The sequence below is a fragment of the Halorubrum sp. ASP1 genome, assembly GCF_005435135.1.
In the GTDB taxonomy this organism is placed as follows: Archaea; Halobacteriota; Halobacteria; order Halobacteriales; family Haloferacaceae; genus Halorubrum; species Halorubrum tropicale.
Map to the genome: position 1 here is coordinate 53680 of NZ_SGUA01000010.1, position 20717 is coordinate 74396.

Here is a 20717-nt window from a genome sequence, read left to right on the forward strand (position 1 = left end):
CGCGGTGCCGCGAGTGCGGTGTGAGTGTCGCCTGCGGCGTGGTGAACAGAGCGATAACCGATTCGACGCAACTGAGCAATCATGAGCAACAAAAGCGCGGTAATTCTGGTCTCCGGCGGGATGGACAGTGCGACGGCTGTTTACGAAGCGATCGAGCAGGGGTACGAGCCGTACTTCCTCCATACGTCGTACGGGCAGCGCACCGAAGACAAAGAGTTCGAGTGCGCACAGACGCTTGCTGAGGAGGTTGATGCGACTGATTTCCTCCATATCGAGACGGGGCACCTCTCGCAGATCGGGGCATCGAGTCTGACGGACGAAGAGATGGATGTGGCTGACGCGGATATGGAGAGCGACGAGATTCCGACATCGTACGTCCCCTTCCGGAACGCGAACCTGTTGTCGATGGCGACGTCGTACGCAGAGGCGACTGATTCGGAGGCGCTGTTCATTGGGGCGCACTCCGAGGACTTCTCCGGGTATCCCGACTGTCGCCCCGCCTTTTTCGACGCCTTTCAGAACGTGATCGACGTCGGGACGAAACCAGAGACAGAGATTGAGTTGAAAGCGCCGTTCGTTGAGTGGTCGAAGACGGAGATCGCCGAGCGGGGGTTAGAACTTGGTGTGCCGTACGACATCACATGGTCGTGCTACCGCGACGAGGAGCCGGCCTGTGGGACATGTGATGCGTGTGCGTTCCGCTTAGAGGCGTTCCGGAATGCCGGGTCACGCGATCCGATCGCGTATGCTGAGCGGCCGGAGTTCTCGTAACGCTTCTATTCAAACGACGTAGGAAAAACTAGCTCGGCCTGCTGGGGCTAAGCTTCGTCGGTGATGTCACCTGTAAACTCATCTTCGCCGTTAAGCCGTCCCGCAACTCCATTCATCGCATAGATAAGCGTCGCTGCGACGTCGAACGCTTTTTCTCGTGATAGCCGAGATATCGGCCGTGTTACGAATTCCTCACCATCCGTATTCACGCCGGTGATCGGGGTGACAGAATAGTCGCCATCGCCCATTGTGCCGTCAAGACGGACGAGAATTGATTCATCATCATCGGATCTCCACTCAATGTAGTACTCGTCGTGAATCTCCTCACTCCATCCTGAAGGATAGTAATCAAGGACCTCAGTTTCACTTTCAGGCATTGTGTATATCAGAGTATCATACCCACTTACGATTAAAAATATGTGTTCTGTACTTCAGTTGGGGTGCCCTAGAAAGTCAAGTCAAACGAATCACTTGAAAACGTAGGTTTGTCAGGGTGCTCAATGGTTATCATATCAAATATGTCTCAGGTACTGAAAGCGGGATTCGTGGTGTAACGATCAGTTAGGCGCATCCGATGTCCTGGCCGACACTATGAAGATATTCCTCTGCGAATACTAAGGTATGCCAAAGGTCAGCGTCGAGATCCCCCAAGAACTGCTTGATGACCTCGATGAACACGTCGGTGACGAGGGAAAATTCGTCAATCGAAGCGATGCGGTTCGAGCATCAATCCGAAAGACACTCGATATGCTTGATGAGATAGATAGACGGCACGGACGGGCCGAAACTGATGAAGTAGAGTAGTCAATTTAACCTACAATAGCTCGAAATATCCCCAGTTGTTGGTTAAAGGTTCTAAATTAGGCTTGTAAATCAAATTGGCCACTCGAAAGTTTCTCTACGACTGACTCAGGAAACGAGATTTCCATCGTATCGAGTTGCTGGCCCAATTCTCTGATTTCAGCCGTCTCATCGATTGCCTGGAGCCAGCGATCAGGAAGTTCGGACGCGCCAAACCGTGCCCCCGCAACAGCCCCAGCAACGGCCGCAATCGTATCTGTATCACCACCCAACATTACCGCATCGACGATGGCACCCTCCGCACTCTCAGCAGTCAGTCCGTGGTAGAGTCCCGCTTGAAGTGTTGTGACGACATAACCCGAATTAGCGAGTTCAAGATCTGCCGGAGACTCAGACCCTTCCACAATTGCCTGAACAGCTTCACACGCACTCTGGAGTTCAGCAGGCCCATTCTCTGCGAGATCAAGCGCGGACGCAAGCGGCTGGTCCGTACCGGTAAGCAGGCCAGCAAGCGTCCCATTCAGGATAACACATCCCCACTGACAGCGGGGGTCGGCGTGCGTGATAACCGAGGAAGCACGACTCGCAGTCACGAGTGCATCGGACTCACCAGCAAACGCGATCCCGTACGGGGCACATCGCATGACGCTGCCGTTGCCCGCATTGGATCCCACTGGGAGGTGTTTCCACTCATCGATCCCAGCCTCATCCCACGCGTCACCATCTCGGAGTCGCCTGAGGACTGTGCTAGTGAGTAGTCCAATGTCGAACGGGTCTGATTGATACCACTCGACGAATCGGTCTGCGACGTCAACGGGATCGAAGTGGCCCGAATCAGCGAGGCTTCGAGCCACACACAACGCCATCTCGGTATCGTCCGTGATCGTGCCAGCAGGTTGGCCATGCGTCCCATTGGCCAGCATGTCCATGACGGGGCCGTGCCGTTGCTGAATTGAGGCTGATTGCTGGAACTCCACCGGACGACCGAGGGCGTCGCCACAGGCGAGTCCCAAAAGGACACCTACCGCTGAGTCATCCATACGACAGTGGATACGGCGAAGCGCAATAGTAGTTGGATGTGGGTGGCTTTATGGAAGCACTCAACAGGTGCAAAAAAATGACTTGCTGTGATTACAGGGTACATCCTTTTCAGCAATGCCGGTAATGAAACCGTATGAGAGTTTCACGTAAGGAAGACAAGATGTGGCACTTCACTGAACCAGATCACTGCGGGTGGGCACAGACCTTTACAGAGGAGGATTCGTTTGAGGAGACAATTGAGGTCTCATCGGTAAATGAGGTCGACGATTTTTGTGGAATGTGCCGGGAACGACGCGAGAAATAAGCAATACTCAGCGAACGGCTGTCTCCGCCGGTTTTGGATTTGAAAATATATTTTCAACAGAGCCACGTGGCTGGTTCGAGGACTACTCAGCGGCGGTCGGCGGAGCATACCCACCGTCCTGTAGGCTGGTCAGAATCTGCTCGATGTCCTCAAGGAGTGTATACAGGTTCTCAGTCGTGCGGCCACTACTCAAAAACTGGTCACTGTCCGTGTTCTCGACAAGGAGATTAGCGTGGGCGACATCGTTCCGGAGTTCCGTAATATCGTGAAGCCGCGACTGCGCCTCACCTGTCGTTGAAAATCCGCACTCTTGCCAACAGGCGTCGACGCTCGACACGATTGTACTGAGTGTCGAAAATTGGGCGTAGTGGATCTCTGATAATTCCACGTTGGCCGCTTTGGCATCCGCATACCGGGCTTCGATACCATCGATTTCGTCGGTACTCACAGGAGTCTGCTTCCAATCGGGGACCTCCGCCGAGATGACCTCTCGCAAATGTTCTTCCAGGTATGTGATCCTATCGAAGAGATACATCCTCGCAGGGGGTGTGTTTAGATCTGCACGCGTCAGAATTCCGGTGATCCGGTTGTGGCCCCCAAGGAAATAGACCGGCTCCTCGATTAACGCCGCGAGACTCTCCGCGAACGACGTGTCACCGCTAATCATGTAGTCAATGGTAAGCGGCGTGAGGGCCGCCTCAAGCGTGTCACCAGTATCGTCGGTGTCGACGTCATCTTCGTGGATGAATCCAACTGGGTCGCCGTCCCGGTCAACTGGCGCCGCATCGTAGCCGTTCGTCACGAGCCACTCAGCAGCAGCATCCGGTGCGGTATCGTACGAAACGTGTTCAACAGAGCCAGTTGCGAGTTCTGCCGCGGTGCTCTCGTACAGGGTTCGAGCCACATACAGCGGTGAAACGGGGTGAATAATCAAGCTACGGGCTGCCCGAGTCGCATAGCTTGGTATTGCTTGGCGCCGCAATATTAATGTCTTTAGAGCATATAGTAGAAAGTGATTATGTCCAAAGGGCATTTCTATTCGGCGGGGGCAAGTCTTGAGTACGGGACAGCGGTCTGTCTCTTCCCTGTCGATGAGCTGGATGCGACCGTCCTCCAGCATCGGGATGCCCAACTCGCCCTCGACGCTGTCGATGGTGATGCGGTAATCGTCGTCTCTCCCACCAGTCTCGCAACCGGCTACATGCTTGGAAGTCACCCAGTGACGGTGATCCGTGTCGACAGTCTCCCTGGCGACATTACTGCCACACTTGACGCCGCTGTTGAAGACGACATCGAGACCTTCGATCTCATTCAGATCGGAAAGTGGAACCACAGCAGTCCCAACCACTCGCTTGCTGAGTTCACCGACGCGTAGGCCGGCTACCCTTCCCACTACAGTCCACAATGCCCGAGACCCTTGCCGACGAGTACCCGGAAGCAGCCCCATTCATTGCCGAAGCTGTCGAAGATCACGGTGAGGAATGGGTCCTAGAAAACTACTACTCTGAGCTCTATCCGCTCAGCCAAGTGATGGCGATGCCGGAGAAAGAGGAACTTCCGTTCTTCGACCCGGACACCGATGAGACAATGTCGAAAAACGAGCAGATCGAAATGTACGAAGCGTGGGCTGAGTACCGCGAGAATCTGCGAACCGGGACGAAGCCGGACAAGTGATCGAGGTTAATGGGCTTGATAGCCAGAGGACCCGGCCATATCTATGTAACCAACAAAGGGAGTCTTCAGAGGATATTGTTGGTTAAACAGAGCAGATTTCTTGTGTTACTGCCCGCAGAACGAGTCAAATTCAAGTAGCCTGTATAGGTCGATAGGCTCTGTTGAAATCCTTAAGATCTGATAGAATCGGCGTGCGAGATACAGAGGTTGAGTTCAGCAAACCACGCCCGAAAGCGAGACATATTGCTTCTCACAGGCCTTGCCAGGCGTCAATTCCGAGTGGCGGGCATCGTGGTTCGCTGGTTGGAGCAGGAACGGGAGGTGATCGACGAAGAGCGTGAGCTGTCTGATGCTATCGCCGAATGAGTTCACAATAGCGATGATGCCCAAGTTTTAATTCAGTCAAAGTGTCTTGGTTGCTATGGCGTCTGGGTCGGCTGGTGGCGAAACTACGGAGAAACTTGAGAACACTGATTATACCGTCGGTGAACTGTTTGATGGGAGTGTTTTCCATATCCCCGACTATCAGCGGTTCTACTCATGGGAACAATCCGAGTGGTCCGATCTGTGGCAAGATTTGTTTAATATCCTCGATACAGACAAGGGTCACTATTTGGGGACGGTCATCTGTAGAGCCGAGCAGCGCTCTGTCCGAACGGGAGATGATACACCGAACTATCGTGGCTATGGAATCGTTGATGGTCAACAGCGGCTCACGACACTCGTCTTACTGGTCCGTGCGATCGGATCCGTCTACGCGGATATTGACGAAACAGAACTCGCTACAGAAGCGAGGGAACTCTATGATGCGATTCCTGTCGAGGAGCACAGGCGGCGGTTTGTTATCGATCAACGGATCGAGGAAGTCAGGAGCCAGAACCAGTTCAAACTCCATCTTCAGGACGACGACGATGAGGTCTTCCGAAGTGTCCTCAAGGAGGACGTCGATGAAACGGCGGTTCAAACGCCATCACAAAGGCGGCTGATTGAGGCCTACCGATATTACCGTGAGACGCTCGAACAGAGACAGACAGAATCTTCGCTGGAAGAGTTCCTACACGAACTCTCGGCGCTTCTTAGGACGATTCAATCCCTCCGATTGATCGTGTACACCGTCGATAAGCCCGAAGAAGCGACGCTAATATTTGAGTCAGTCAACGATCGAGGGATCGGCCTAAGTAACTTGGACAAGACGAAGAGCTTCCTGATGCATAGCGTATATGTAGCTGACTCACCGGTAGATCCTCTTAACTTCTCTATTGATACCGTCCAACAGCGATTCGGGCAGATATATCGATGGATGCAGGACATCTCCGAGACTGACCGAGTTGCTGACCTCAGCGAGGACCAGATTCAGCGTTATCATTACATCTCGAACATTGACCAGTCCCTCAACGCCAGTTACCTCCGATCGGAAACCACACGGCGGAATAAGACCCTCCGCTCCGGCGCGCCGGTCTACCTAGGCGCAATCAAGTGGCATTTTACCAATCTCCGTACCGGTAAGCGTCCCGACCTGTACAAGGACTATCCGCGAGGTTGTATTAAGGAAATTGACGAATACACGGACACACTCACACGATACTACTCCCATATGGAGACGATTGGGTCGTATGGGAGGTCTGGCGACTATGACCCGGCACTCAACTGGGAGTTACAGAAAATCTTTGCCCTGGATCGGCTTGGAAACTTCTACCCACTTTTGCTGACCGTCTGGGACGAACACGGGGATGGCGACCTCTCGCGTGATTCGCTACATAAAATCCTTCAGTTGATCGAGGTCGCTTCGTTTAGAATCTACACGACGGTCAGCCGGTCCGACACCGGACGTGGGACGTTCTACACGCTAGCGAACGATATCGCCACTGGCGATCCAAGTGCCGACTGGATAATCGGGAGACTCAAAAAGCACATCCAGTCGAAGCAGAATGACTTCGAGGCACTGTTACGAAATCCGAATGCCTACGAGCGTATCCGGTACAAAGACCTCCGGTATCTCCTGTTTTCGTATGAGCTCTATCTCCGACATAGGGACGGCGGTGGTGGTGAAACGAGCATCCAGAAGGCTGCCGAAAACGCGGGGAACGACTACACGTTAGACCACATCTGGCCACAGGATACGAGCAAGTTACAACTCTCGGAACCAAAGGAAGAAATTCACGAGGAGACCAAACACAGTCTCGGTAATCTGACGCTGACGACTGGGCCACGGAATTCCTCGTGGAAGAATCGACCCTACCACGAGAAGAAAGACCGGATTGATGAGGGTGAATCGGGGTATCTGAATTCTGATTTCACCATGACCCGAGCAATAGCGCGGAGGTACGACGAGTGGGGCCAAACCCAGATCGAAGAGAGACTTGACGATATCGTTGATTTCGCACAGAAACGATGGAGTTTGGATTCCTCTGTCCGCCGACCAAAAGCCGATATTCGACCCTCGGAGGTTGAATGACCGACTCGCGCGCTATATTCAGTAGGTCTCCAAGAATATATCACTGATTGTGGATTTCAACAGAGCCAAATTCACTTCAGTTCCTTCCGCATCGGATTCTCCTTGGCATCTTGTACGTTCTCCTCATCGACCATCTCACTCGCACTCTTATCTCCGTGCTTCTGAACCGTGTTCCGAATCCGCTCCTTCGTCTGTCGGAAGGACTCGTCTAGACGTATTTTCGCTCGCTCGTACCCACTCATGTATCGCTGCCCTTTCGCGGTCTGTTCGACCTCGTGAGGCTCTTCATCTTCTTCGACGTCCACTAACCCAAGGTCAATGTACCGCTGCATTGCCTGCGAGAGCCCCGGATCATACGGTCCGCGCTCCTCCCGAACGAACGTCAGGGTGGTTTCATCTGCTTCCTCGTCCGCATAATTGAACAGCAGTTTATGATACTTCGCCCGCCCCTCGATATGGCCATCGGCCTCGTCTAGCAGAACCAGACGAGGATGATGCGTTTCGTCGTCAGTCATCGGCTGCTAGCTCCTCTATTTCATCTAGCGTGTATTGGATGTACATCCGATTCAAGGATTTCACTTGGTCAGGATTGAAGCGCTGCGTCAAGTCTCCGTTGGACGTAGTGATGATGAACTGGATAATAGATTCACGTAACACCTCAATAGTGTTCTCCCGGAGCTCTTCGTCAATGTTTGCGAACGGTTCGTCCATCGCCACTAACTCCAAATTATGTCCCTGGGTCTCCCTTTCGGTCGCCTCCTGTACTAGTGTGAATACGAAGGAGATGTTCAGCAGGCGGACCTCACCGGTACTCAGTTCGCCGTACTCTCGTGGCCCATCATTGCCAGGCAAGATAATCGTCCCATCCGGTCGTAGGTTGATTTCCACAGCCAGGTCCGGGGCCATCAACTGGTAGTTCTCCGACCACTGCTCGCGGAAGGAGACGATAATCTCCTCAAAGCTCTCTTGCGACAGTTCCTGAATCCGAGATTCCGTCTCCGTTAGTGCGTCGTCTAACTCCGATAGTTGCTCTTCGATTTCCTCTATCTCCGTCTCCAATTGGTCCTTCTGAGTGGAGAGTTCCTCGATAGTCGTACGGTGTTGCTCCAGTCTTTCCTGAGTCTCCTCCGCGACAGCGTCGATGTCGTAATCGTTGTCTTTGAGCGTGTGTATGGTGAGATCACTCAAATCGGACAGATCGGGAACCGAATCTTGGAGAGACTGTATTTCGTTTTCGATCTCCTCTTTCTCGCCTCGCAGCTCTTCGATATCAGACTCAAGCGCTTCAATCTCCTCATCAGCTGAATCAATCTTTGAGCGAAGATCGAGTTTCAACTCCTCAAGTGAACGATCGCGGCCGCACTGGGGACACCGTCCGTTCCGTAACCGTTGTTCGGCTGTTTGTTCCCGAACAATCTGGTCACAGACAGGGCATGTGAGTTCGGAGATGGCATCAAGAATAATCTCATTGACTTCGTCGGTGTATCGCCGCCGATCGCGTAGTTTTCGTTTCTTTTTGCGTAGGTCCTGGTTGATAGCGTGCCGACGGTCATCAAGCTCTTCTAGGCGGTCACGGAGGTCTTCATTATCCAGAAGACGTTGCTTGATGGTCTCAATTCGACCGGAGTCGATGAGAGACTGTAATCGCTCGATCTTCTCTAGCCGTGATTCATAGCGCGGGATATCGATATCATCGAGCTCTTCACGGCGTGGCCGGAGATCCGTCCGTTCGATACTCTCAATATCTGCTTCAAGATCGTCTCGTTGTTCTCTCAGTTGTTCAATCTCGTCTTCGAGTTCACTATCCATTACACGCCGGATCAAGGATAGCCGATCGCTTTCGGAGAGTGTTGCCAAGGGGAGTTCATCGATTTCGGAGGGAATGAACTGGTGGGAGACGATCTCTTTAGCTCCGATAAATTCTTCGATAGCTTCGTCTGCATCGTCTGTCTCAAAGGTATCATCACCATGCGAGTACGAGCGACCGCTTCCCCCTCTAATCAATCTGTCACCGTTGTCGAAGACGAAACGGACCTCACTGGTGCGCCCGGGAGAGACACCATATGTTGCTCTTGGCCCATAAAGACCGTAGAGCAGAGCGTTGAAGGTCAGTGTCTTTCCGGATCGGTTCCCCCCGACGAGGAGGAGGTCGTCTCCACCGACGTGATCTTCGCTAAGCGTCGGGAATTCGTCTCTGGCGAATTGCTCGATGTGGAGTCTACTGATTTTCATATTTGGCTGTGTATGGCTTAGAGACATTCTGGGCCAGCGTGTTGAGCTGTTGAACGCTTTGACGGGACAGCAGTTGGGCAGCGAGTACGGCTATACATAGTCCGACGGTGACACCGATCATACCTCTCAGGTAGAATCCAACAACAGGAACCGTAACGGAAATCACGGCGCCTGCAAGAACTGAGATATTGTTCTGATAGGCACGACGGTCAAGGTCATCGATACGGGATTGTAGTTCCTCGCTTGCGGATTCGTAGAAATCATTTCCATCAGTTATCTGTTCAACCTGTTCGGTCGATCGTTGGAGTTCGCCGCCGGCAAAGAAGTGGATGAGTTGGAAGTTGTATCGGTCGGCGATGAACATCACCAAGATGGTTGGTAGAAAGGCTACAGGTTTCATTAGAAGTTGATGTGGGGCAAGAAGATGGACGACGAGGAGGGCGTATGTGGTAAGGAGGATGGCTCCCCAGCCACTATCCCAGATTCTGGTAGCGATCCGCATATGTTAGTTGAGACTTCATCTAATCTTCAGACTCTTCTGACATAAAAGGTGTGGGACGGTTACTACCCACATGATTCGTAGCAATTGAATTCTATTTGACATACACTGTGGAACCCACAGAAAGAGTCGAGATTGGGTGATTCTACACTAGACTAATGAGCGCTGTAGATAGAATTTGTGAGGGAATTGTGGCTGAAGAGGAAGAAGGTCGAGATCGTCAAGTAAATCGAACAAACACTCCGAAGACAAAGAGCGAAATAATCGCTCCCTCTGCGGTTGTGATCCCTATGCTGTCAGCTGATTCAACAGAACCCACCTGAGCGATTTGCGTTCTATATTCAGCAACCAGTTCCGATCAGCCACTAAGAATTTCAACAGAGTTGGATCCATGAAAAACCGGACCCACGCGCCACTACGTCCGACGCAGCGCACGCCACTTCGCGGCGACGAACTTGAGACAAGTACCGGACTCCGACAGAGCCAATAAACTAAACCACCCGACATCATAGGCCGATTCGAATGGCCGTCGACGACGATACCGGAAGTGGGCACGTGGAGATGGATGAACCGGCCTGGTCTGTGTCTCGACTCAACAACGAAATTGCTGCCACTTTGGAATCCGCCGCGGAGCGGTTTCCGACATACGTTGTCGGTGAAGTATCCGATGCGACAGCGAAGGGCTACGGGACGTTCTTTACACTCCGAGACGTCGACGGCGAGGAAACAATCCAGTGTATTGTGTGGTCGTCTTATCGCGACCGCATCGACGAACCCATCACCGAAGGCGAGGAGGTGATCGTCCGGGCAAACGTCGATTTCTACGCCGAAGGCGGCCGGACACAACTCAACGTCAAAAACTACTGGCCAGTCGGCGACTCCGATCGATCACAGGAATTGGAGGCATTGCGTGCCGAACTCAATGAGGAGGGCCTCTTCGATGCCGACCGAAAACAGTCACTTTCACCGTTTCCCTCAAACATCGGTGTCATCACCTCATTGACTGGATCGGCTCGAGAAGACTTCCGTGAGTCCGCCTGGGGACGCTCACCCGGAGTGACGCTCACGTTCTTTGGAGCGACCGTTCAGGGCAAAAACGCCACAGCATCGATCGTCGGGGCGCTCCAACAGGCAGATCGAGATCCGGACATCGACACCATCGTTGTAACGCGTGGTGGCGGCGCAGACGACACGCTATGGTGTTTCAACGAGGAGCCCGTCGTCCGAGCAATCGCGGACTGTGTGACCCCAACAGTCGTCGCTGTGGGCCACGAAGACGATGAGACCCTCGCCGAAGCGGTCGCTGACAAGGCAGCAATGACACCGACAGACGCGGGGATCGTGGCGACACCTGAGATGAGCACCATCCGAGAGCGAGTCGAGACCATCGAACGTCGGCTCCAAATGGGGTACGAAACAGTCGTCAGCGAGCAGCTTGACGCGCTCAATCGACGGATCGAAAACGCCGTTGTGAGACTCGAACGGGCAGCAGAAACTCGGCAAGCACGTATCCAGCGAGCAGCCGATCTCGAACAGCGGATCGATACCGCCTACACGACACTTACAGGGTCACGCCTCGATGCGGTCGACGACAGGATCGAGACAGCACTCCAGGAGATCGAACACGCCGCGGAGACAGAGGCTGTCACGGTACGGGCAGCTCGGGGACGCATTGGCGGACTTGAGAGCCGTATTGATCGGGCGTACGAGACACACATCTCCCAAGAGACCGAAGCACTTGAGCGCCGGATCGAAAGCGCGTATCGAGACATCGAGACGGATACGGACGTCCAAGAAGCTAAGCAGGAAGCCCGCCAGCTTCGGATAGTCATCCTGGTCCTCGTTGGGTTGCTACTGCTCGGTGTCGCGCTATGGGCAGGCGGAATTCTGTGAGCATAACAGGGTATTCAAGGACACTCCAAGTGACTATCAAGTATGAGTGAGACTGAGGTTGACATCGCCGAGACAATCGATCGACTTGAAGAGATTGCCGAAACACTCGAAGATGGAGAGGTTGATCTCACCACTGCGAAGGAGCTCCGCGAGGAGGCAGACGACCATCTTGAGACCCTTCGTGACGCGCTGGACGTCGGCGACGGTGATATCATCGAGATCGACGGTGAGGACGCCGAGCTAGAACGCGCCGAGTGAGTTTTCGGACGTTTCCGGAAACGATGCGTTTCCACAATCAGAATCGGGAGACAGCGACACTATAGAAGAAGCACTTCAACAGCGATGAGGAGCTTTCTGGAACTGACCCGGTGAAGTTTTTATAACCTGACCGGAAATTACTCTGGCAGAAACAAATGATCCGTGATGCTCGCGTCCTCCGCGCCGGGTTCGTCCCTCGAGAAGTCGAGCATCGCGACGCCGAAGTTAACCACCTCTCGAGCGTTCTCGAACCGATCACGAACGGCGAGCCGGCTGACACGGCCATCGTCACCGGCCCGAGCGGTGTCGGTAAAACCTGTGTCTCGAAGTTTGTTACCGAACGGCTCCGCGAGGAAGTGCTCGACGTCGAGGCCACCTACGTCAACTGCTGGCGAAACTACAGCCGCTTCCGAACGCTGTACCAGATCCTCGACGACATCGGCGCGACGATAGACATCCATCGCCAGTCGACACCCCACGACGAGCTCATTGATCGCCTCCAACAGTACGACGGTCCTCGAACCGTCGTCATCCTCGACGAGGTCGACCAACTCGAAGACCCGAGTCTCATCTACGACCTCCACAGTATGGAGCAGTTCGCGGTGATCTGTATCGCGAACAAAGAAGAAGAACTGTTCAGCCGCGTCGACGATCGTCTTGTGAGCCGGCTGCGCTCCAGCGAACACGTCCGGATGGACAAGTACCACAACGAGCAACTCTACGACATTCTGAGTGCTCGAACGAAGTGGGGGCTTGAAAACGGCGTCATCACCGACGATCAGCTCTATCAGATCGCTGATGCCGCTGCTGGTGATGCCCGTCTCGCGATCGGGATGCTTCGCAGCGCAGCCAGCACGGCTGACCGCGAAAATCACGAGGAGGTCACCAACGAGATCCTTCTAGACGCTGCTGAAGATGCTCGTGCTCAAATTAAGCAGAAAAGTCTCGACTCGCTCACGCCGCACCAGCGGGTCGTGTACGATATTGTTCGCGACCACGGCCCGCTTGGACCCAGCGAGATTCACGACCGCTATACTGAGGCGGTCGACGATCCGCGGACGAAGCGCACGGTCCGGACCTACCTTTCGAAGATGGCCCAGTACAATCTGCTTGAGGCAGAAGGGACGAGTCGGGACCGGGAGTACTCGCTCGTCGACTCAGCAAATGCGTCGCCGGTTTCGTAATTTGGCCGGTTCACCACCTGAGTTGTCACACTGTTTCCTAATAGGAATCATATTCCTAATGAGAAAGAGTAATTCTGTTGAAATTCTCAGTAGATGATATGTTGTTGGAGCTGTGCTGAATACAGCGCGCAAGTCGGTCATCGGACAACGCCGAAATCCGAATACATAATCTGAACTTCTATTGGCTCCAAGACTGAATCTGAAATCAGTATGAGTCCGTTAATTGTCGGGATCATCACTGCATTGGTTTCAGCGACATTCGGAACAGTATCCAGTCTGATAGTCTACCAAGTCAAATTCAGCCAAGAAGAGGAGCGCTACAGAGAAAGGAAGATAGAGCGATGGGAAGATGAAGCCCTACAGGAATTAGAAAGCGCACGACAAATATTGATTGACATTACAGCACGTCGTCCGCACAATCTTAGTAGTAGTGAATACGACGACATCCCGCCTGATGAAGTAGCTCAGCAAGAAAGCTCACCTGAATTTGACAGAATAGACGGCCATATAAATCGTATTGAGGAGCTTATAGGACGAATGCCAGATAAACATGATAACTTAGGGTACTATTTTACTGAAATTAGCAGACAATATCGAGGTACCCCCGCATCTGATATAGATCAGAGTCAGTATGATCGATGGAAGAATATCAGAAGTTTTGTTACTAATGCAAAAGAGGAATTGGAAGAAAATAGACAATCTGATTAAGAGTATGGTTCAGACCGGCTCTGTTGAAGACCTATTTTTCGATACCTTCCTACCAAAATAGTCGTTATACAGGTGTGGGACTTCTCGTTAGAGAAATTGTCAATTTTGAAGGATGCGTATGTGAGTGTGCCACATACAGCGCGCGAGTCTCGTAATAAGTCTCTCTCAGATCCGGTCAGGCCGGATCGCTCAGTACAGAGGGCCCATACAGCATTCAAAACGGGGTTTCACGTCAGTTCGCACGGAGCAGCTAGTTAGCGGCGAGACTTACGCATCGCTATTGGGATCAGGCGGATCATTAGTGATGTCGAATGATCCCGTCTCTACCGTCTCATCAACGTCCCCTTCAATAGTCATCTCATATGAAATATCTCTGACCGGATCTCCAATGGGAAGATCCATTCCACTGAGCCGGACACTCACCGAAGCGTAATTAGTGCCGGGATCTGGCACCAATTTGATCGAAATTGTCCCTTCATCAATTGATAGGCTGTCAAGAGTTGCACCTACCACCCTCGATTCATTCGATGGACCCCTTTTGTTCAATGGCTCGATTACTGACTCACCAATTGTTCCGTATTTATTAAGTACCGAGATATCTATCTCGATTACTACCTCGTCAGCTTCTGGGGTCAGCCACTCGATATCGAGATTCTGGTGGCTCCCACGATAGGCATTGATTGGGCTTGGGCACAATGTTGGTGAGAGCAACTGAGGGTCTACAAGTGTGAACTCTCCGTCCGTAGAACGGGTGAACCCGCACTTGCTCCCGCTTTGAGGACCGCCGAAACTGCCATGGCTAATTTCAACATGGTCCTCAGGGGATTGAACATCATACTGAATTTCGGTCACTGATTCGACATTTGTGAACTGATAGCCCGTCAGCTTCAACGCGATCGGGTCTGTCTCCGACACGTCTTCCGACGTTAGTATCAAAAGCTCAATTACTCCGTCAGTGATGTCTACGCTATCGACATTATTATTGTAGGCATCCGAAGGTCCTAATCCGTATTTCCCTTGCGTGGTTTCTACAGAGAGGTCTTCTATGTTTACTCCATACTGCTCTAACGTGGAAACGTCTATCCTAATGTGATGCTCCTGATTCTCATCAGGAAGTTGCCTTCCCATCAGGTTGCTGGGATTTATGAATACCTCGAAGATCTGTTCGGTATCGAAGCCAACTCTGATATTCTCCGCGACGACGGACGCAGTCACCCACGGCTTATCCTCATTTTCTCTTAGTGGGAAGTTCAGACAGCCAGAACTGGCCGTAGTAAGAGAGATACATCCTGTAGCGATGAGATCTCGACGTTTCACGCGGAAACAGTGTCAACAGATATGTATAGGCTTTCTGTGAATCTATTGCTCAGTATTCTCATTTAGGTCGTAGTGTCTCGGATTGGTGGGATTCTAGCCGGTCAATTCGCAAGCGCATTCTATCGGTTGATTCAGGATCAAGATAGAGAAAATAACGCAGTTCTCGTGTTGACTACATCCTCTGTATCTCGCACACCGATCCTATCAGTTCCAAATGTTCTCAACAGAGCCGTTGACGACGGATTTCTGGGAGTCCGCATCAAACCCCCACTCTCGGGCCGAGCCCCATTTGTGCCGAGGGAGTTGGGTGAGGCGGTTCACACGAGGGCTGGAGCGACGCCGAGGGCGGCGGTCACGAAAAGGACCGCGACGTATCCGGTAGCGACGAGGAATACCACGCGTCGCGGATGGTCGACGAGTCCCCGACGGTGTCCAACTGCCGCGAGGTAGCCAGTCAGCGGCAACAGCTGTAGGGCGTGGAGGCCGACGAAGTGCGCTAGGCGGAAGTCTCCGACGAGCTGCCAGCCGACGACCGGGACCGTCGGCTCCGCCGTCTCGACGACTCGAGACTGGATCGCGATCATCGCCGCTCCTTCGAACGCGCCAACGACGAACCAGCCGATGCCGAGGAGAATGCTTGCGGCGAACGCTGGGTGGACGTCGAACTCGTTGCCGCGCGCCCGAACCGCCAGCGCAGCGATCGCGACGGTGACGACGACAATTGTGACGCCCATGACGGCCCCGATAGCCCTGTCGAGGACCGTTGCCCGATTGAAGTGAGAACCGACACCACGTGCAGCCTGTCCGCCGATAAGGACGATTTCTATGAGGAGACCGGTGCCGACGATCCGGGAGACACGGCGGCGAAAGTCCGGGTCGACCGGGAGGTGGACACCGAGCCAGCCGAGCGTCGCGCACACGAGCGCGATCGAGCCGGCGAACTTCGCTGGCTTGAGCCACGCCGGCTCGCCGTTGACGACCATCGGGTCCAGGACGGTGCCGACGGCGAAGGCACCGAACAGGACAGCGTTGATCGCGGCCACGGCGGACAGAACCGGATCGCGGCGCCGCAACTCTCTGATCGATGTGGCGATCGTTTGCGCCATCGTCCGCAGCGTCGTCCGTCCGCTCGTAGCCGCAGCGGCCGACTCGGAGTTCATACTACAGTGTTGCCGGGCGATTCATGTGTGCGTGACCCCAACATGTTGGTACCTGTCCGAAGCGGCAGTAACCAGCATGATCGACGCCCGATTCCGCATTCGCCTTCCGCCGGACCTGTACATCGCCGACTTGTCGGAGGCGTTCCCCGATGCGACCTTTCGCCTGCTATCCGGCGTCCGCAGCGGCGCCACCGCGAAGGAACTCGGTGAGGTGCTGACTCGAACTCCAGAGTCGGTCGCAGCAGCGTTTCGCGAACACGGGGCGGTCGACGCGTACGAGGTGTTGGAACGTACCGACGACCGACTCCTCGCGACGTACGAGACGACCGACGTGGACCTCTACGCCTTTGTCGAGTCTGGAGGGTTCCCGCCTGAGTTTCCGATCGAAGTTCAGAACGGATTCTATGAGTTCGACCTAACTGGTACTCGCGGGGAGTTCGACCAACTCCGAAAGACGCTGGAATCAAACGGTGCCGAGTACGAACTCCTCTCAAAGGTAAACAAGAAGCAGGCAGATCGACTCCTCACACGTCGACAAGAGGAATTCCTCGCCGCCGGCCTCAGAGAGGGGTACTTCGAGGTCCCGAGAGGGTGTACGCTGGCGGATCTCGCCGACGTAGTTGGTGTGGACAAGTCGACCGCGAGCGGGATCGTCCGGCGGGCGCAGGCTCGGCTTATTGCGTGGTACCTGACCGACGTGAAGGCCGAGTGACGAGCGGGTGGGTTCGTCACAATTCTTTGCGCTGATCTACTCTGTTGAATCCTCAGGAAGCGTCCGAATCGGATTACGCTCCAAGCGCGGCGACGACGTCGTCGATTGTATAGAGACGGATATCGTCGCGCTTGCGGGCGGCGTCGTGGATGCTGTCGGTAAATCCACTCCGGGAGAACAGCGCGTATTCGACGGTTCGCGAGCCACCGCCCGACGGCTGCCACCGGAGTTCCTCGACGTGGGTCTCCAGGGATGCCAGCGCGCCGTAGTCGAGCGGCGATTCCTGATATTTACACTCGCCGACGACGAGCGTGTCTTCGTCAGTGAGCCCGACGACATCGATCTCGTGGTCCTGATACCACCACTGCCCAACATCGACGATCGGCGTCTCGTCGTACAGGGTCCACAGGGCCTCACAACACAACTGCTCGAAAGCAGGAGCGACGAATTCGGCCAGCTCGGGGTCGACGAGTCGGTCGTAGGCCCCCTCACCGAACTGGTCGTAGCGATCCGCACTCCCGTACAAGAATCGGAACCAGAATCGGAACAGGGGATCCCGAAGTCGGTACTGACTCCGCTTGGATCGTTCCGGTTTCTCAGTCACCGGCACATGCCGTTCAATGAGTCGGAGCCGAGAGAGCCGATCTAGATACGTCGACAGCTGGTTGTAGTCGATACCTGTCACGCCAGCAATCTCGTTGCGGCCTGTCGCCCCGCCAGCGACCGCTTCGAGGATCGAGAAGTAGCGCGTCGGCTCCGTTAGTTCCATCCGGAGAACGTACTCCGGCTCGTTACGGAGCGATCCGTGGCGAGTTAACACCGTCTGCTGGATGTTCTCGCCGAGGGACCGATCCGCGTCGAGTTCCTCGAGGTAGTAGGGAACACCACCGAACACGCTCCACGCGCGAACAGCCTCGTCCGCCGCCGCATCGTCCGGCAGAAACTCCGTCGCAGCGTCGAACGAGAGTTCACGGATGTCGAGTGTGAGGGAGGTTCGCCCGTATAGCGGACTGTCTCCGAGCAGCGTTGCTTCCTCCATCATGCTGATCGACGACCCGACCAGCACGAACGTCGTCTCCGACTCGTCGAACTCGTGGTCGAACAGGGCCTGTAACACCGACGGGAGGCTCTCGTCCTGTTCAATCAGGTACGGAAACTCGTCAAGGACGACGATCGCATTCTGGTCGGCTAGATACCGGAACAGGCGCTCCCAATCAGGACGAATGTCTTCGATACCAGGAACCGTGTCGGCCGCAGCTTCGACGAACTGTTCCAGTTGGAGCTCCCGCGTCTTCTGTCGTGCCTGATAGAAGACCGCGTTCTCTCGTCCCTCAAGTGCCTTCTTGACGAGTCTCGTCTTTCCCAGCCGTCGCCGCCCGTACACGACAGCGAGATCCGCGGTCTCCGAGTCAAACAGGCCGTGAAGCCGATCTAACTCCTCCGAGCGGTTCACGAAGTCTGTCATAGCACTGAGTTAGTGGGTACGAAATAAAAATATTCTGAATAATCATATTCTGGAATATCATATCTACAGATATCATCGGCAAGGTGCGGTACAACGATGTTAGCCAGGTTAACCAACAATCTACCGAGAAATACCGAAATGTTGGTTAATCCGATGATCAAGGGCGACGGCCACCTCGGAAAGAGTCCTGGAAACAGTTTACCACTCCTCAAGATCCGGTGACAGAGTTCGAATTGACGTGTTGTAAAGTCCTTTCTGGAAGTCCGGAAGCGCCGCGCCGTCGCTTATTGAGGGCGTGACGAGTTATCCAGTATGGTCGATCACCCACCATCGAACCGAATGGCGGCCGACAAGCCGACACGGGGGGCTGACCGCAATCGGACCTTGGCCGATCAAGCCGACCCAGCCACAGAAGCAATGCTCCTACCGTCACTCGACGACGGCATCACGCTGCTCGACGTTGATCGCGGCCGTGGCGTCCCAATCCTCCAGTCGCTCGTGCTTGACCATCTCCTCCTACACGACGGGGCCGCTTTCTGGGTTGATGCGAACGGCCACGGGACGACGACGACACTAGCTCAGATCACACCGAGCCAGCGGTTGCTCGACCGGATCCACGTCGCACGTGGATTCACCGCGTACCAGCACTACGGCGCTGTCGACAATCTTCCGACGGCAGTAAACCAAGTTATCCAGAAATCGACCACCGTCACCAGCACATCCGGTCGACAGTCATCGGCTCATAGGAGAGACTCGTCTCCACACACCCCGTCGCTCGTCGTCGCGCCGGCCCTCGACGTTCAGTACCGCAGCGACGACACACTCAGCGAGCAGCACGCAGAAATACTCCAAGCGAGAACCCTTGCTCGACTAGCGACGTACGCTGACAGCTACGACGTCCCGGTACTCGTGACCCGGAGTACAATCGATGAGTTCACAGCACCGGTCGCGACGGCCGCCAATCATCATCTTGAGTGTGAGCAAACCCGGATGGGGCCGCGACTCGTCGGTGACGAGTTCGAGACACTCGTCTATCCCGTTGATGACGGTGCGTACTACCAGACCACGTTCGCCTACTGGCGACAGCTGCTCACTACGCGGGCGACACAGGTCGGGCTCGAACCCGCGACACCCCCGTCGTCGACGTCGAGTCCGGCAGGTGTCGGAACAGGCGTGACCGCTGACGGCGAGACGACATCTCTCACCACGAGTCCGCTCCTCGATGCGTGGACAGCACCTGGAGGGCGCTAACAATGGGACGCACGAACCCGACATATCGGGATGCGCTGCGGGCTATCGAAGACCGCTGGGGGGAGTTCCGGCGGGCGCTCCGTCGTCGCGACCAGCCGCGCTTCGACCGGCTGTTCGAGTACGCCCGCGAGCACGCCGACGCGAGCGGGCTGTTGAACCACCAGAATCCACTGGTGCCGGCGCTGTTCAGTATTGATCTCGAACAGGAGGCCACATTGGAAGACCATGAGGAACGCCTCGAAGCGCTCGAACATCGGCTCAACGAACAGCGCACCGATACGCAAGGACCCGATGGGGAAACCAGCGAGGAACCCCAATGAGTACACTCGCGACGATCGCATTCGACATCGAGACGACGGGATTTTCGACGACTGACCAGTTGACCGTCGTCGGCTTCGACGCCGAGATCGGCTCGCGAGTGTTCCTCAATACGGACGGGGGTGCGTGTTCCTCAGATATCGAACAGCGCGTGAACGAGCACCTCACCACGCCAGTGACGCTCTCTGTTCATGACGATGAGGGCGCGCTGTTGGACGCCGTCAAGACGTTCGTCGACACCACGATCGCACAGCGAGATGTCAAGCTCGTTGCCTACAACGGGGAAACCTGGAAAGGTGGATTCGATCTGCCATTTCTTCGAACACGGTTAAGTCATCACGAACGCGAGTGGCCGTTCGCTGAGCTACCGTACATCGACGTGATGGAGATATTCTCTTCACGATTCAATACGAGTGAGAACAGCCTCACTGGAGTGTATGACGAGCTCGTGGCTTCAGGCCACGGTACTGTCGATCCATTTGGGGAGAGCAGCGAAGCCGTCGGCGCGTGGGAGACTGGTGATTTCGGAGCGGTCGTACTCCACAACGTCGCCGATATTCGACGTACACGAGCGCTGATGGACGTCGCAGAACGATACTGCTCGAAATCAGACTTTTCAATGAAGTCACTGGAACCGATAATGGGTGGTCAGTAGTTCGGTTAATACAGATCAC

22 protein-coding genes are annotated in these 20717 nt (G+C 54.6%); 13 read left to right on the top strand and 9 right to left on the bottom strand.

From position 1 onward, the window contains the following. The first annotated feature begins 81 nt into the window (after nt 1-81). Nucleotides 82-771 (top strand): 7-cyano-7-deazaguanine synthase QueC, encoded by a 690-nt coding sequence (gene queC / locus EXE48_RS14410; protein WP_137711898.1) that lies wholly within the window; start codon nt 82-84, stop codon nt 769-771. A 47-nt stretch (nt 772-818) separates the two neighbouring features. On the opposite strand, the gene EXE48_RS14415 is transcribed toward queC, so the two are convergent. Then, nucleotides 819-1148: a hypothetical protein gene (locus tag EXE48_RS14415; protein WP_137711899.1), complete on the bottom strand. Its 330-nt coding sequence runs from the start codon at nt 1146-1148 to the stop codon at nt 819-821. A gap of 244 nt (nt 1149-1392) precedes the next feature. On the opposite strand from EXE48_RS14415, the gene EXE48_RS14420 reads away from it, so the two are divergent. Beyond that, complete coding sequence (locus tag EXE48_RS14420) at nt 1393-1575, top strand: ribbon-helix-helix domain-containing protein (RefSeq protein WP_080508614.1); 183 nt, start codon at nt 1393-1395, stop codon at nt 1573-1575. 56 nt (nt 1576-1631) lie between these two features. Here the strand turns inward: EXE48_RS14420 and EXE48_RS14425 are convergent, their stop codons facing one another. Together EXE48_RS14425 and EXE48_RS14430 are read right to left on the bottom strand one after the other, a co-directional pair. Then, nucleotides 1632-2612, bottom strand: coding sequence for an ADP-ribosylglycohydrolase family protein (locus tag EXE48_RS14425; RefSeq protein WP_137711900.1), 981 nt, complete (start codon nt 2610-2612; stop codon nt 1632-1634). Between the two features lie 387 nt (nt 2613-2999). After that, a complete protein-coding gene (locus tag EXE48_RS14430; RefSeq protein ID WP_049932903.1) occupies nt 3000-3821 on the bottom strand; it encodes a CBS domain-containing protein in 822 nt (273 codons plus the stop codon). Between the two features lie 114 nt (nt 3822-3935). Here EXE48_RS14430 and EXE48_RS14435 point away from each other — a divergent pair, with 114 nt between their 5' ends. The 3 genes from EXE48_RS14435 to EXE48_RS14445 all read left to right on the top strand — a co-directional run bounded on the left by EXE48_RS14435 (nt 3936) and on the right by EXE48_RS14445 (nt 7046). After that, nucleotides 3936-4292 carry a DUF8165 family protein gene (locus EXE48_RS14435; RefSeq protein WP_137711901.1) on the top strand — a complete coding sequence of 119 codons (357 nt, stop codon included), beginning with the start codon at nt 3936-3938 and terminating at the stop codon, nt 4290-4292. 29 nt (nt 4293-4321) lie between these two features. Beyond that, a complete protein-coding gene (locus EXE48_RS14440; protein ID WP_137711902.1) occupies nt 4322-4591 on the top strand; it encodes a DUF8110 family protein in 270 nt (89 codons plus the stop codon). 421 nt (nt 4592-5012) lie between these two features. Next, nucleotides 5013-7046 (top strand): DUF262 domain-containing protein, encoded by a 2034-nt coding sequence (locus EXE48_RS14445; RefSeq protein ID WP_137711903.1) that lies wholly within the window; start codon nt 5013-5015, stop codon nt 7044-7046. A gap of 71 nt (nt 7047-7117) precedes the next feature. Here the strand turns inward: EXE48_RS14445 and EXE48_RS14450 are convergent, their stop codons facing one another. Genes EXE48_RS14450 through EXE48_RS14460 form a run of 3 tightly spaced genes read right to left on the bottom strand, consistent with a single transcriptional unit; the run spans nt 7118 to nt 9642 of the window. Further along, entirely contained in the window at nt 7118-7561 is a 444-nt protein-coding gene (locus tag EXE48_RS14450) for a hypothetical protein (RefSeq protein ID WP_137711904.1), read from the bottom strand. Next, nucleotides 7554-9278 (bottom strand): SbcC/MukB-like Walker B domain-containing protein, encoded by a 1725-nt coding sequence (locus EXE48_RS14455; RefSeq protein ID WP_137711905.1) that lies wholly within the window; start codon nt 9276-9278, stop codon nt 7554-7556. The genes EXE48_RS14450 and EXE48_RS14455 overlap by 8 nt, the downstream gene beginning before the upstream one ends. Then, nucleotides 9265-9642, bottom strand: a complete 378-nt coding sequence (locus EXE48_RS14460; RefSeq protein ID WP_199236404.1) for a hypothetical protein — start codon at nt 9640-9642, stop codon at nt 9265-9267. The genes EXE48_RS14455 and EXE48_RS14460 overlap by 14 nt, the downstream gene beginning before the upstream one ends. A gap of 657 nt (nt 9643-10299) precedes the next feature. Here EXE48_RS14460 and xseA point away from each other — a divergent pair. From xseA to EXE48_RS14480, 4 genes are all read left to right on the top strand, one after another. Further along, nucleotides 10300-11670, top strand: a complete 1371-nt coding sequence (gene xseA / locus EXE48_RS14465) for an exodeoxyribonuclease VII large subunit (RefSeq protein WP_137711907.1) — start codon at nt 10300-10302, stop codon at nt 11668-11670. Between the two features lie 42 nt (nt 11671-11712). Continuing rightward, nucleotides 11713-11928, top strand: coding sequence for an exodeoxyribonuclease VII small subunit (locus tag EXE48_RS14470; RefSeq protein WP_137711908.1), 216 nt, complete (start codon nt 11713-11715; stop codon nt 11926-11928). Between the two features lie 155 nt (nt 11929-12083). Further along, a complete protein-coding gene (locus EXE48_RS14475) occupies nt 12084-13112 on the top strand; it encodes a Cdc6/Cdc18 family protein (RefSeq protein ID WP_137711909.1) in 1029 nt (342 codons plus the stop codon). 210 nt (nt 13113-13322) lie between these two features. Continuing rightward, on the top strand, nt 13323-13820 hold the full coding sequence (locus tag EXE48_RS14480) for a hypothetical protein (RefSeq protein WP_137711910.1): 498 nt from the start codon (nt 13323-13325) through the stop codon (nt 13818-13820). Between the two features lie 267 nt (nt 13821-14087). On the opposite strand, the gene EXE48_RS14485 is transcribed toward EXE48_RS14480, so the two are convergent. Together EXE48_RS14485 and EXE48_RS14490 are read right to left on the bottom strand one after the other, a co-directional pair. After that, nucleotides 14088-15137, bottom strand: coding sequence for a hypothetical protein (locus EXE48_RS14485; RefSeq protein ID WP_137711911.1), 1050 nt, complete (start codon nt 15135-15137; stop codon nt 14088-14090). A gap of 317 nt (nt 15138-15454) precedes the next feature. Beyond that, the gene (locus EXE48_RS14490) at nt 15455-16297 is read right to left on the bottom strand and encodes a hypothetical protein (RefSeq protein WP_241992023.1); all 843 of its coding nucleotides are present in this window, start codon (nt 16295-16297) and stop codon (nt 15455-15457) included. A 76-nt stretch (nt 16298-16373) separates the two neighbouring features. On the opposite strand from EXE48_RS14490, the gene EXE48_RS14495 reads away from it, so the two are divergent. Continuing rightward, nucleotides 16374-17009 carry a helix-turn-helix domain-containing protein gene (locus EXE48_RS14495; RefSeq protein ID WP_137711912.1) on the top strand — a complete coding sequence of 212 codons (636 nt, stop codon included), beginning with the start codon at nt 16374-16376 and terminating at the stop codon, nt 17007-17009. A gap of 73 nt (nt 17010-17082) precedes the next feature. Here the strand turns inward: EXE48_RS14495 and EXE48_RS14500 are convergent, their stop codons facing one another. Then, nucleotides 17083-18474 (bottom strand): ATP-binding protein, encoded by a 1392-nt coding sequence (locus tag EXE48_RS14500; RefSeq protein ID WP_137711913.1) that lies wholly within the window; start codon nt 18472-18474, stop codon nt 17083-17085. Between the two features lie 312 nt (nt 18475-18786). Here EXE48_RS14500 and EXE48_RS14505 point away from each other — a divergent pair, with 312 nt between their 5' ends. From EXE48_RS14505 to EXE48_RS14515, 3 genes are read left to right on the top strand one after another with little or no spacing between them, the layout of a single operon-like run. Continuing rightward, complete coding sequence (locus EXE48_RS14505; protein ID WP_137711914.1) at nt 18787-19725, top strand: hypothetical protein; 939 nt, start codon at nt 18787-18789, stop codon at nt 19723-19725. A gap of 2 nt (nt 19726-19727) precedes the next feature. Continuing rightward, complete coding sequence (locus EXE48_RS14510) at nt 19728-20045, top strand: DUF8156 family protein (RefSeq protein WP_137711915.1); 318 nt, start codon at nt 19728-19730, stop codon at nt 20043-20045. Continuing rightward, the gene (locus tag EXE48_RS14515) at nt 20042-20698 is read left to right on the top strand and encodes a ribonuclease H-like domain-containing protein (RefSeq protein WP_137711916.1); all 657 of its coding nucleotides are present in this window, start codon (nt 20042-20044) and stop codon (nt 20696-20698) included. The genes EXE48_RS14510 and EXE48_RS14515 overlap by 4 nt, the downstream gene beginning before the upstream one ends. Nucleotides 20699-20717: the final 19 nt, after the last annotated feature.

Bases quoted from the DNA above. Each gene is read 5' to 3' on its own strand.
- EXE48_RS14480 (WP_137711910.1), top strand. From the start codon at position 13,323: ATGAGTCCGTTAATTGTCGGGATCATCACTGCATTGGTTTCAGCGACA.
- EXE48_RS14470 (WP_137711908.1), top strand. From the start codon at position 11,713: ATGAGTGAGACTGAGGTTGACATCGCCGAGACAATCGATCGACTTGAA.
- EXE48_RS14495 (WP_137711912.1), top strand. From the start codon at position 16,374: ATGATCGACGCCCGATTCCGCATTCGCCTTCCGCCGGACCTGTACATC.
- EXE48_RS14445 (WP_137711903.1), top strand. From the start codon at position 5,013: ATGGCGTCTGGGTCGGCTGGTGGCGAAACTACGGAGAAACTTGAGAAC.
- xseA (WP_137711907.1), top strand. From the start codon at position 10,300: ATGGCCGTCGACGACGATACCGGAAGTGGGCACGTGGAGATGGATGAA.
- EXE48_RS14435 (WP_137711901.1), top strand. From the start codon at position 3,936: ATGTCCAAAGGGCATTTCTATTCGGCGGGGGCAAGTCTTGAGTACGGG.
- EXE48_RS14510 (WP_137711915.1), top strand. From the start codon at position 19,728: ATGGGACGCACGAACCCGACATATCGGGATGCGCTGCGGGCTATCGAA.
- EXE48_RS14460 (WP_199236404.1), bottom strand. From the start codon at position 9,642: ATGTTCATCGCCGACCGATACAACTTCCAACTCATCCACTTCTTTGCC.
- EXE48_RS14440 (WP_137711902.1), top strand. From the start codon at position 4,322: ATGCCCGAGACCCTTGCCGACGAGTACCCGGAAGCAGCCCCATTCATT.
- EXE48_RS14455 (WP_137711905.1), bottom strand. From the start codon at position 9,278: ATGAAAATCAGTAGACTCCACATCGAGCAATTCGCCAGAGACGAATTC.
- EXE48_RS14515 (WP_137711916.1), top strand. From the start codon at position 20,042: ATGAGTACACTCGCGACGATCGCATTCGACATCGAGACGACGGGATTT.
- EXE48_RS14425 (WP_137711900.1), bottom strand. From the start codon at position 2,612: ATGGATGACTCAGCGGTAGGTGTCCTTTTGGGACTCGCCTGTGGCGAC.
- queC (WP_137711898.1), top strand. From the start codon at position 82: ATGAGCAACAAAAGCGCGGTAATTCTGGTCTCCGGCGGGATGGACAGT.
- EXE48_RS14475 (WP_137711909.1), top strand. From the start codon at position 12,084: ATGATCCGTGATGCTCGCGTCCTCCGCGCCGGGTTCGTCCCTCGAGAA.
- EXE48_RS14500 (WP_137711913.1), bottom strand. From the start codon at position 18,474: ATGACAGACTTCGTGAACCGCTCGGAGGAGTTAGATCGGCTTCACGGC.
- EXE48_RS14490 (WP_241992023.1), bottom strand. From the start codon at position 16,297: ATGAACTCCGAGTCGGCCGCTGCGGCTACGAGCGGACGGACGACGCTG.
- EXE48_RS14420 (WP_080508614.1), top strand. From the start codon at position 1,393: ATGCCAAAGGTCAGCGTCGAGATCCCCCAAGAACTGCTTGATGACCTC.
- EXE48_RS14450 (WP_137711904.1), bottom strand. From the start codon at position 7,561: ATGACTGACGACGAAACGCATCATCCTCGTCTGGTTCTGCTAGACGAG.
- EXE48_RS14505 (WP_137711914.1), top strand. From the start codon at position 18,787: ATGGTCGATCACCCACCATCGAACCGAATGGCGGCCGACAAGCCGACA.
- EXE48_RS14415 (WP_137711899.1), bottom strand. From the start codon at position 1,148: ATGCCTGAAAGTGAAACTGAGGTCCTTGATTACTATCCTTCAGGATGG.